Source organism: Streptomyces sp. NPDC002265 (genome assembly GCF_040296125.1).
In the GTDB taxonomy this organism is placed as follows: Bacteria; Actinomycetota; Actinomycetes; order Streptomycetales; family Streptomycetaceae; genus Streptomyces.
The window spans coordinates 1-9,419 of sequence record NZ_JBEOWS010000364.1; the positions used below are offsets into that span (position 1 = coordinate 1).

A 9,419-nucleotide genomic window follows, 5' to 3' on the forward strand; every position below is an offset into this window, starting at 1 on the left:
CGCGCCGCCGCCTCCCGCTCCGCGGACACCGCAGTCGTCCGCCTCGGCCGCGCGGCTCCGGCGGCCGGCCGTTTCCGCTGGGGTCGCCCGGTCCGCCTGGGGCTGTCCGCCGCGCTGGCCGCCGGCATGGTCGGCGGGGTCGCCATGGCGGCCGGAACCGGAGTCCTGCCCGCACCGTTCGGCGGGGCCGAACACGGCCCGGCCGCCTCCGTCTCGGCAGCCCCGAGCCCGAACGGCACGCGCGTCCCGCCCGTGCCCGGCGACATCATGGGCGGCACCAGCGGAGTGGCGACCCCCGGCGGCCCTACGAGCGCTTCGCCCGGCGGTACGACCCGGGGCACCGGCGACGGCGCCACCGCCGGCAACGGGGGCAAGGACGACCGCGCCGCCGCCGGCTCGCGTTCCGGCCCGGGTTACGGCTCCGCGTGGAGCGGTGCCGCCGCGGCCTGCCGGGACATGCGCGCCGGCCGGGAACTGGCCGGTGAGCGCAGACGCGCCCTGGAGAAGGCCGCGGGCGGTTCCCCGCGCGTGTGGAAGTACTGCAAGGCGCTCCTCAACGACTCCCTGAACAGCGGTCAGGACGGCGGCGCCGAAGGCGGACAGGGCTCCGCGGACGGCTCGGACGGCACGGCCCGCGACGGCTCCGGTGAGCAGGGCGACAAGGGCGACCAGGACGGCCGGGGCGACCAGGACGGCCGGGGCGACCAGGACGGCCGGGGCGAGGACGGCGACGGCCGGGGCACGGTCCGCGGCGGCGGTGACGGCCCTCGCGAGGGCGCCCTCGGCCTGCTGACGCCGTCCCTGTCGCAGACCCTCGCCCACGGCTCGTGGAAGAGCCCGCGGAACGCGAAGAGCCCGAAGAGCCTGAAGAGCCCGCGGAGCCTGAAGAACGTGAAGGGCGTGAAGAACGCCGGCTGCCCGCGCGCCTCCTCGCGCACCCGGGCCCACTTCGCCGTCTGAGCCGAGCCGCGTCTCCGCTCCCGGAACAGCACGCTGACCTGCGGTTTTGCCCCGCGCTCAAGTTTTTCGGCAACAGGTGTGACATTTTCGGCGGCCCTGACGCAGTGATAAGTGAGCCGACTGGTCATCGGCCGTCGCACGGAGCCGGGGTTCCCCCCGTACCTACGGCACGTGCACCTGGCGCGGGCGGGACACGTTCCCCCGGTCCCGCCCGCGCCCCGAATCCCCTTCTTCCGCGCCCCGCGTCGTCACCAGTACACGACGACCTTGTCGCCATTTCTCACCTGTGCGAACAGCCGGGCGATCGCCGCCTCGTCGCGCACGTTCACACAGCCGTGCGAAGCGCCGGCGTACCCGCGGGCCGCGAAGTCGTAGGAGTAGTGCACGGCTTGTCCGCCGCTGAAGAACATGGCGTACGGCATCGGGGAGTCGTAGAGCGTCGACACATGATGGCGGGACTTCCAGTAGACGTGGAACACGCCTTCCCGGGTGGGGGTGTACTGGGAGCCGAACCGGACCGACATCGTCGAGACCGTCCGTCCGTCGATCATCCAGCGCAGGGTGCGGCTCGACTTGCTCACGCACAGCACCCGGCCGGTCAGACAGCGCGGGTCCGGCGCGGCGGCCGGCTGCCCGCCCATCAGGTAGAGCTCCCACCGGCCGGGTTCATGGGTCATGTCCCGCAGCCGCCGCCAGGTGACGGTGTCCACGCGGCCGGTCCGCGGCAGCCCGCGCTTGCCCTGGAAGCCCCGGACGGCCTCCTCGGTGAGATCGTCGTACGTCCCCGTCGGCCCGTCGTAGAGCCAGGCGACCTGGCGCAGCCGCGCCTGGAGTTCACGGACGGCCGGTCCGCTGTCCCCGCGCTCCCAGAGCACCGCGGGGGCGACGGCGGGCGTGCTCGGCCCCGGGGCGGGCCGGCTGCCGGACCCGGCGGGCGTACGGGAGGCGCCCGGTGTGCCGGTGGCTCCGCCGGCGCCCGCCGTGCCGGTGACGCTGATGTGGACGGGGGAGCGGTGCTTGCCGTCCCCGTCGGTGGGCTGCACGGTGCACCCGCACACGGCCGCCAGCGCGGTCAGGGCCGCCGCGGCGACCACGGCGGACCGGACAGTTCCGGTGGACCCGGTGGCGAAACGTCTCTTCCGGTCCGCGGTGCCGCGCCCGCCCATGGTCCTCAAGCTCCCCGAGTTCCTCAAGCTCCCTGAGCTCCTCATGCCCGTACAACGCATCACGGCCCCCGTCGTCTCACTGGCCCCCGCGCCGCCCGCCCCGCGCGGCGCGCGGAGGGCGCACGGTGTCACCGAAGATGCTCCCCGCGGATGACGGCACACGAACGGCACGGCATGGTGGATTCCATGGCACGTGACTCGGAGTCCGGACTGCCCATCGAACCCGTCTACGGACCGGAGACGGCGACGGGCCGGGATCCCGCGCGGCAGCTGGGCGATCCGGGGTCGTACCCCTACACCCGCGGCGTCTACCCGTCGATGTACACCGGCCGGCCCTGGACGATGCGCCAGTACGCGGGGTTCGGCACGGCGGCCGAGTCCAACGCCCGCTACAAACAGCTGATCGCGAACGGCACGACGGGACTGTCGGTGGCGTTCGACCTGCCCACCCAGATGGGCCACGACTCCGACGCGCCGATCGCGCACGGCGAGGTCGGCAAGGTGGGCGTGGCCATCGACTCGGTGGACGACATGCGGGTGCTGTTCGACGGGATCCCGCTGGACACGGTGTCGACGTCGATGACCATCAACGCGCCCGCGGCGCTGCTGCTGCTCCTGTACGAACTGGTCGCCGAGGAACAGGGCGTCGGCGCGGACCGGCTGACCGGCACGATCCAGAACGACGTGCTGAAGGAGTACATCGCGCGCGGGACGTACATCTTCCCGCCGAAGCCCTCGCTGCGGCTGACCGCGGACATCTTCGCGTACTGCCGGGCCGGGATCCCGAAGTGGAACACGATCTCGATCTCCGGCTACCACATGGCCGAGGCGGGCGCCTCGCCCGCGCAGGAGATCGCGTTCACCCTCGCGGACGGCATCGAGTACGTCCGCACGGCGCTCGCGGCCGGCATGGACGTCGACGACTTCGCGCCCCGGCTGTCCTTCTTCTTCGTGGCCCGTACGACGATCCTGGAGGAGGTGGCGAAGTTCCGCGCCGCCCGCCGCGTCTGGGCCCGGGTCATGCGGGAGGAGTTCGGCGCGAAGGACCCCAGGTCGCTGATGCTGCGGTTCCACACGCAGACCGCGGGGGTGCAGCTGACGGCCCAGCAGCCCGAGGTGAACCTGGTCCGGGTCGCGGTCCAGGGCCTGGCGGCGGTGCTGGGCGGCACCCAGTCCCTGCACACCAACGCCTTCGACGAGGCGATCGCGCTGCCCACGGACAAGAGCGCGCGCCTCGCCCTGCGCACCCAGCAGGTGCTGGCCCACGAGACGGACGTGACCGCGACGGTGGACCCGTTCGCCGGGTCGTACGCCGTCGAGCGGATGACGGACGACCTGGAGGGGGCGGTGCTGGAGCTGATGCGCAAGGTCGAGGAGCTCGGCGGGGCGGTCGCGGCGATCGAGCACGGCTTCCAGAAGGGCGAGATCGAACGCAACGCCTACCGGATCGCGCAGGAGACGGACGCGGGCGAACGCGTGGTGGTCGGCGTCAACCGCTTCCGGCTCGACGAGGAGGAGCCGTACGAGCCGCTGCGCGTCGACCCGGCCATCGAGGCCCGGCAGACCGAACGCCTCGCCCGGCTCCGCGCCGAGCGCGACCGGGGCGCGGTCGACACCGCCCTGGCCGCCCTGAGGAAGGCAGCCGAGGGCACGGACAACGTCCTGTACCCGATGAAGGACGCCCTGCGCGCCCGCGCGACGGTCGGCGAGGTCTGCAACGCGCTGCGCGGGATCTGGGGCACGTACGTACCGTCGGACACCTTCTGAGAGCGCGGTTGGAGCGTCCCGGTGCCCGCGTCCGCCGGGGTCCTGCCCGGCCTCCCGGCGGGCACCCTCCTCGACGGTGACTGACCCGCGAGACACCTGGACACGATGTCGTACTCCCGTGCGACACTCCCTCTCATGCTTGGTGTTATCGACCTTCCCACCTATCTCGCGGGCCTTGTCCTGATCGTCCTGCTGCCGGGGCCGAACTCGCTGTACGTGCTGTCCGTCGCCGCCCGCCGGGGCGTGCGGACCGGGTACACCGCCGCCGCGGGTGTGTGGTGCGGGGACACCGTGCTGATGACCCTGTCGGCCGCCGGTGTGGCGTCGCTGCTCCAGGCGAACGCCGTGCTGTTCAGCATCGTGAAGTACGCCGGTGCGGGCTATCTGACCTGGCTGGCGGTCGGGATGCTGCGCGCCGCGCGGGCGATGTGGCGGGCCCGGCGGGACCCGGTCGCCGAGAGCGGAGAGCCCGAGGCGGTGGCGGGGGAGCGGCCGTTCCGGCGGGCGCTGGTGATCAGCCTGTTCAACCCGAAGGCGATCCTGTTCTTCGTCGCCTTCTTCGTGCAGTTCGTCGACCCGGGCTATGCCTACCCGGCTCTGTCGTTCGTCGTGCTCGGGGCCTTCGCCCAGCTCGCGAGCGTCCTCTACCTGACCGCGCTGATCTTCAGCGGTACGCGCCTCGCGGAGGCCTTCCGCCGTCGCCGGCGGCTCTCCGCGGGCGCCACGACCGCCGCGGGCGCGCTCTTCCTCGGCTTCGCCGTCAAACTCACGCTCGCCAGCGCGTAGCCGGGCGAAGCCCGGCGCGTGGCCGGGCGATGCCCCGCGCGTGGCTAGGCGACGCTCAGACCCACCTGGGCCGCGTACTCCCGCAGGCCCCTTGTGCCGGTGCCCGCCCAGCCCACGTACCCGTCGGGGCGGACCAGGAAGACCCCGGTCCCGTACCGTTCGTCGGACCCGATCCGCGCGGTGCGGACACCGGGGAGCGCCGGGGGCTCCGCGTCCGTGCCGACGGCCAGCAGGGTCCAGTGCGGTCCCCGGAACACGTCGAAGAGACGTACGCCGTCCACGGCCGCGTCGGGGGCGCGGTCGCCGGCCCGCACCGCCTCCTCCGGCAGGTCGCCACGGGTCTCCACGGCGAGGGCGGAGCCGCGGTAGCCGAGGCCGAGCTGACGGGTCTCCCGGCCGCGGCGGGCCTCGCCCAGGTGGATCTTCGTGGACAGGCCGAGCATCGCGGCGGCGATGGGCAGGCGTTCCTCCTCGTAGGTGTCGAGGAGGGTCTCGGGTGCCTCGCCGCTCAGCACCGCGCCGAGCTTCCAGCCCAGGTTGTAGGCGTCCTGGACGCTGGTGTTGAGGCCCTGCCCGCCGGCCGGTGAGTGGATGTGCGCCGCGTCCCCGGCGAGGAAGACCCGCCCGGAGCGGAGGCGGTCCGCCAGTGCCGCGCGCGGCCGGAACTCCGAGACCCAGTTCATCTCGGTCACCGCGTCGGCGGCCAGATGCGAACGGGCGGCGAACACCTTGCGTACGCCGTCGGGGGAGCTGTCGACCGTGGTTCCGGCCGGGAACCCGGCGACGATCTGGAAGTGCTCCGTGCCCGCGAGCGGGCAGACGGCCATGAAGCCGTCACCGTCCCCGCGCGGCGGGAAAAGATGCCAGTGGTCGCGGTCCAGGCCGCTGATCCGGGCGTCCGCCACCAGGATCGGGTCCGGGTCGACGACGCCCGAACCGTCGGCCCCGGCCCCGGTCATGCCGATGCCCACGGCCCGGCGCACGGCCGAGCGGCCGCCGTCCGCGGCGACCACGTACCGCGCCCGGACGGTCCCCGCGCCCTCGTCCGAGGTGAAGTGCACGGTCACACCGTCCGCGTCCTGGTGGAGCGCTGTCACCTCCTGGCCGAAGTCGACCCGTCCGCCGAGCTCCGTCAGCCGGGCGTGCAGGATCTCCTGGGTGCGCCACTGGGGCACCATCCACGGCTCGCGGAACGGGGAGCCCGCCTCGCCCTCCTCGGCCGGGTCGAACATCGCGCGCTCGGCCACCCGTTTGCCGTCCTGCCAGATCAGCCCGACCGGATAGTCGCCGCCCGCCGCGCGGATCCCGTCGAGGACGCCGAGGTCGTCGAGGACCTCCATGGTGCGCGGCTGGATGCCCTTGCCGCGCGAACCCGGTGCGAGTCCCTCGCCCCGCTCCACGACGAGCGCGTCCACGCCGCGCCGGGCGAGGTCGATGCCCAGCGTGAGGCCGGTGGGTCCCGCGCCGACGATCAGAACGTCCGTGTCCACTGCCATCCCCGCTCCTTAACGTTGTTAAGTTCCGTGTTCACGAGCATGCCCTTAACGGCGTTAAACTGTCAAGCGTGGTTACCCAGAGACCCCAGCGGTCGCCCAGGCTGGACAAGAAGCAGGTCGTCGAGGCGGCACTGCGGCTGCTCAACGAGACGGGCCTCGACGGCCTCACCCTGCGGGCCATCGCCAAGGAGCTGGACGTCCAGGCGCCGGCGCTCTACTGGCATTTCAAGAACAAGCAGGAACTGCTCGACGAGATGGCCACCGAGATGTACCGCCGGATGGTCGGGAGTCCCGGGCAGGTGCCGGACACCGGCTGGCGGGAGCGGCTGCTCACGGCCAACCGCGCACTGCGCGCCGCCCTGCTGAGCTACCGCGACGGAGCCAAGGTCTTCAGCGGCTCACGCTTCACGGGCACCCTGCACGCCGTCGAGATGGAACGGACCCTGACGCTCTTCACCGAGGCGGGATTCACCCTGGCCCAGGCGGTCCGCGCGACCTCCACCGCGTACCTGTACACCCTCGGCTTCGTCACCGAGGAGCAGGGCGTCCAGCCCCTGCCGGGCGAGCGCCGCGAGGGCTACGACGTGACGGAGCGCGCCCGCCTGATGGCGGACTTCCCGCTGTCGGCCCAGGCGGGCGCGCTGATCTTCGAGGACTACGACCGGAACTTCGAGGAAGGCCTGGCCATGATCGTGACGGGCATCGGGGCCCGGTACGGGATCGGCTGAGTCCGGCGGGCCGGTCCTGCGGGAAAGGGAGAGCGTGTAGCTACCTCGCGTTCACCTGATAGTGGTCAAGGGGTTGATGTCCGGCATCGAACATCTCTTACGGTCGCAGGGGTCTGCCCCAGAGAGAGCCCAGGTGTCCGCGTGCCTCAGCACCCCCCGAAACTGTCCGTGATCGTCCCTTGTTTCAATATCGAGGCGTACGTTCCGGAGACCGTGGCCAGCCTCGTCAACAACGCTGACGACTCGTTCGAGTTCCTGTTCGTCGAGGACCGGTCGACCAAGGACCAGACCTACGAGGCGCTGCTGGCCCTGACGAAGCGGCTGAAGAACAGCAGGGTGATCCGGCACGAGCAGAACGGCGGACTGGCCACCGCGCGCAATACCGGGATCGACGCCGCCGAGGGCCGCTACCTCACCTTCCTGGACGGCGACGACTGGCTCGCCCCCGGCTATCTGAGCGACCTCGTGCACCGGATCGAACGGCACGACGTCGACTTCGTGCGCACCGACCACGTCCAGGTCTTCGGTGTCGAACGGCAGATCCACCGGGCCCCCGAAGGCCGCCGGCACACCCCGCTCGACCCGCGCAGCTCCATCCTCCCCGTCGACGACACGACGATGGTCGACTACCCGTACGCCTGGGCCGGCATCTACCACCGCCGGCTGCTGGACAAGGGCCTGCTGCGCTTCCACGACGGGCTGCGCACCGCCGAGGACCGTCCCTGGATCTGGGACCTGCACCGCAGGGCCGAGTCCTACGCCGTCGCCAGCCTGCGCGGCGTCTTCTACCGCCGGGGCGTCGCCAGCTCGCTGACCCAGATCGGCGACGTCCGCCAGCTGGACTTCTTCCGCTCCTTCGACCTCGTCCTGGCCGAACTCGCCGACGACCCCGAGGCCGCCCGGCTGCGGAAGAAGGCGCTGCGCAACTACTGCGTCGTCATCGCCCACCAGCTGCTGGACCGGGGCCGGTTCGAGCGCAGCGTGCACGCCAGGCTGCGCCAGCTGGCCGCCGAGGCGCTGGGCCGGATGACGGAGGCGGAACTCAACGAGGCACTCGTCGGCATGGGCGAGGAACGCGTGCACACGCTGCGGCGCATACGCGGCGGTATGAAGGGAGTCGCGGCATGAGCGGCAGGACACAGATCTTCTTCTCGGCCACGCAGTACGCCGCCGCCACCGTCACCGCGGCCATCCGCGCCGGCCTCTTCGGCCCGCGCGCCGCCCACCGACGCATCCTGGTCGTCAGCAACACCGCCGCCGTGCCCGAGGTCGGCACCCCGCTGGACCGGATGGCCGGGTTCGAGAAGCTGCGCCCCGAGTTCGACGAGGTGCGCTCCTGGAACGAGTTCATCGCCCCGCACCACCCGGCCGGCTGGTCGCCCCGCGCCCAGGACGCCCAGCTGTGGGAGAAGGCCGTACGCCTGGCCTGGAACCTCGGGGACGAGGAGGTCGAGATCGCCTGCGAGTCCATCCAGGCCAACCCCTCCCGCGCGGTCGCCGACATCTTCGCCGACAGCCCGATCCACGTGTACGCGGACGGCCTGATGAGCTACGGGCCCACCCGCAACCGCATCCCGCACGGCATGAACAGCCGGATCGCCCGGGTGCTCCACCTCGACCTCATACCCGGGCTGCGCCCGATGCTGCTGTCCGAGTACGGCGTCGAGCCCGAGCCGATCCCCAACGAGGCCATCGTCGGCGTACTCGCCCAGATAGGCGAGGACGGCGCCGGGATCCTCGCCGGGCGGCTGCCCGCGGGCGACCGTCCCACGGCGGTGCTGCTCGGCCAGTACCTCTCCGCCATCGACCTGATCAGCCAGGACGAGGAAGAGGCGCTGCACGTCCGGATGCTGCGGGCCGCCGTCCGCGCGGGCCACGAGAACGTCCTGTTCAAGCCGCACCCCAGCGCGCCCGCCGTCTACGGCAGGTCCCTGGAGACGGTGGCCGACGAGCTCGGTGTGCGGCTCTCGGTCCTCGACGAGCCCGTGCTGGCCGAGACCGTCTTCGCCTTCCTGAAGCCGCGGCTCGTCATCGGCTGTTTCTCCACGGCCCTGATGACCGCCGCCGCCTTCTACGGCATCCCCGTCGCCCGGGTCGGCACGGAGCTCCTCCTCGAACGCATCACGCCGTACGAGAACAGCAACCGCGTCCCGCTCACCATCATCGACGCGGCCCTGCCCGACGCGGAGCGCGAGACCCTCGGCGCCCCGCTCGAACTGGCCGCGCTGAGCGAGCGCCTCGCCCCGCTGGTGCACACCGTCGGCTACTGCATGCAGTCCCGCAAGTACCCCGGCCTGCACGAGGAGGCGGCCGCCTGGCTGACCGCCAACCTCGCCGAGCACCAGCGGTACTTCAAGAAGCGCCGGCTGACCACGCTGCGCCTGCCCGGCGGCAGCCCGGTCCGGGCGGAGGCGCTGCGCCGCAACCCGACCGTGCGCAGGGTCGTACGGCGGATCCGGGCGGCCCAGTCGTCCTGACGCACCCGGCGCACCGGACACAGCGAAGGGGAGGCCCCC

General features: G+C 72.3%; 7 protein-coding genes and 1 pseudogene. 6 read left to right on the top strand and 2 right to left on the bottom strand.

Annotated elements, in window-relative coordinates:
* Window positions 1-960 (top strand): annotated as a pseudogene (locus tag ABT085_RS39010) (hypothetical protein); the annotation flags it as partial.
* A 248-nt stretch (window positions 961-1,208) separates the two neighbouring features.
* Here the strand turns inward: ABT085_RS39010 and ABT085_RS39015 are convergent.
* Entirely contained in the window at window positions 1,209-2,126 is a 918-nt protein-coding gene (locus ABT085_RS39015; RefSeq protein ID WP_351619490.1) for a L,D-transpeptidase family protein, read from the bottom strand.
* 186 nt (window positions 2,127-2,312) lie between these two features.
* Between ABT085_RS39015 and ABT085_RS39020 the strand changes: the two genes are divergently transcribed.
* Window positions 2,313-3,893, top strand: a complete 1,581-nt coding sequence (locus ABT085_RS39020; protein ID WP_351619474.1) for an acyl-CoA mutase large subunit family protein — start codon at window positions 2,313-2,315, stop codon at window positions 3,891-3,893.
* A gap of 135 nt (window positions 3,894-4,028) precedes the next feature.
* The gene (leuE, locus tag ABT085_RS39025) at window positions 4,029-4,679 is read left to right on the top strand and encodes a leucine efflux protein LeuE (protein WP_351619477.1); all 651 of its coding nucleotides are present in this window, start codon (window positions 4,029-4,031) and stop codon (window positions 4,677-4,679) included.
* A 44-nt stretch (window positions 4,680-4,723) separates the two neighbouring features.
* Here leuE and ABT085_RS39030 read toward each other — a convergent pair whose 3' ends face one another.
* Complete coding sequence (locus tag ABT085_RS39030) at window positions 4,724-6,175, bottom strand: FAD-dependent monooxygenase (RefSeq protein WP_351619480.1); 1,452 nt, start codon at window positions 6,173-6,175, stop codon at window positions 4,724-4,726.
* Between the two features lie 68 nt (window positions 6,176-6,243).
* Here ABT085_RS39030 and ABT085_RS39035 point away from each other — a divergent pair, with 68 nt between their 5' ends.
* The 3 genes from ABT085_RS39035 (at window position 6,244) to ABT085_RS39045 (ending at window position 9,380) form a co-directional block, all read left to right on the top strand.
* Window positions 6,244-6,903: a TetR/AcrR family transcriptional regulator gene (locus tag ABT085_RS39035; protein WP_351619483.1), complete on the top strand. Its 660-nt coding sequence runs from the start codon at window positions 6,244-6,246 to the stop codon at window positions 6,901-6,903.
* Window positions 6,904-7,044: 141 nt separating this feature from the next.
* On the top strand, window positions 7,045-8,031 hold the full coding sequence (locus ABT085_RS39040) for a glycosyltransferase family 2 protein (RefSeq protein WP_351619485.1): 987 nt from the start codon (window positions 7,045-7,047) through the stop codon (window positions 8,029-8,031).
* Window positions 8,028-9,380 carry a polysialyltransferase family glycosyltransferase gene (locus tag ABT085_RS39045; protein WP_351619488.1) on the top strand — a complete coding sequence of 451 codons (1,353 nt, stop codon included), beginning with the start codon at window positions 8,028-8,030 and terminating at the stop codon, window positions 9,378-9,380. Before ABT085_RS39040 ends, ABT085_RS39045 begins: the two co-directional genes overlap by 4 nt.
* Window positions 9,381-9,419: the final 39 nt, after the last annotated feature.

Coding starts and splice junctions, on each gene's coding strand:
- ABT085_RS39045 (WP_351619488.1), top strand. CDS start 8,028: ATGAGCGGCAGGACACAGATCTTCTTCTCGGCCACGCAGTACGCCGCC.
- ABT085_RS39030 (WP_351619480.1), bottom strand. CDS start 6,175: ATGGCAGTGGACACGGACGTTCTGATCGTCGGCGCGGGACCCACCGGC.
- ABT085_RS39020 (WP_351619474.1), top strand. CDS start 2,313: ATGGCACGTGACTCGGAGTCCGGACTGCCCATCGAACCCGTCTACGGA.
- leuE (WP_351619477.1), top strand. CDS start 4,029: ATGCTTGGTGTTATCGACCTTCCCACCTATCTCGCGGGCCTTGTCCTG.
- ABT085_RS39015 (WP_351619490.1), bottom strand. CDS start 2,126: ATGGGCGGGCGCGGCACCGCGGACCGGAAGAGACGTTTCGCCACCGGG.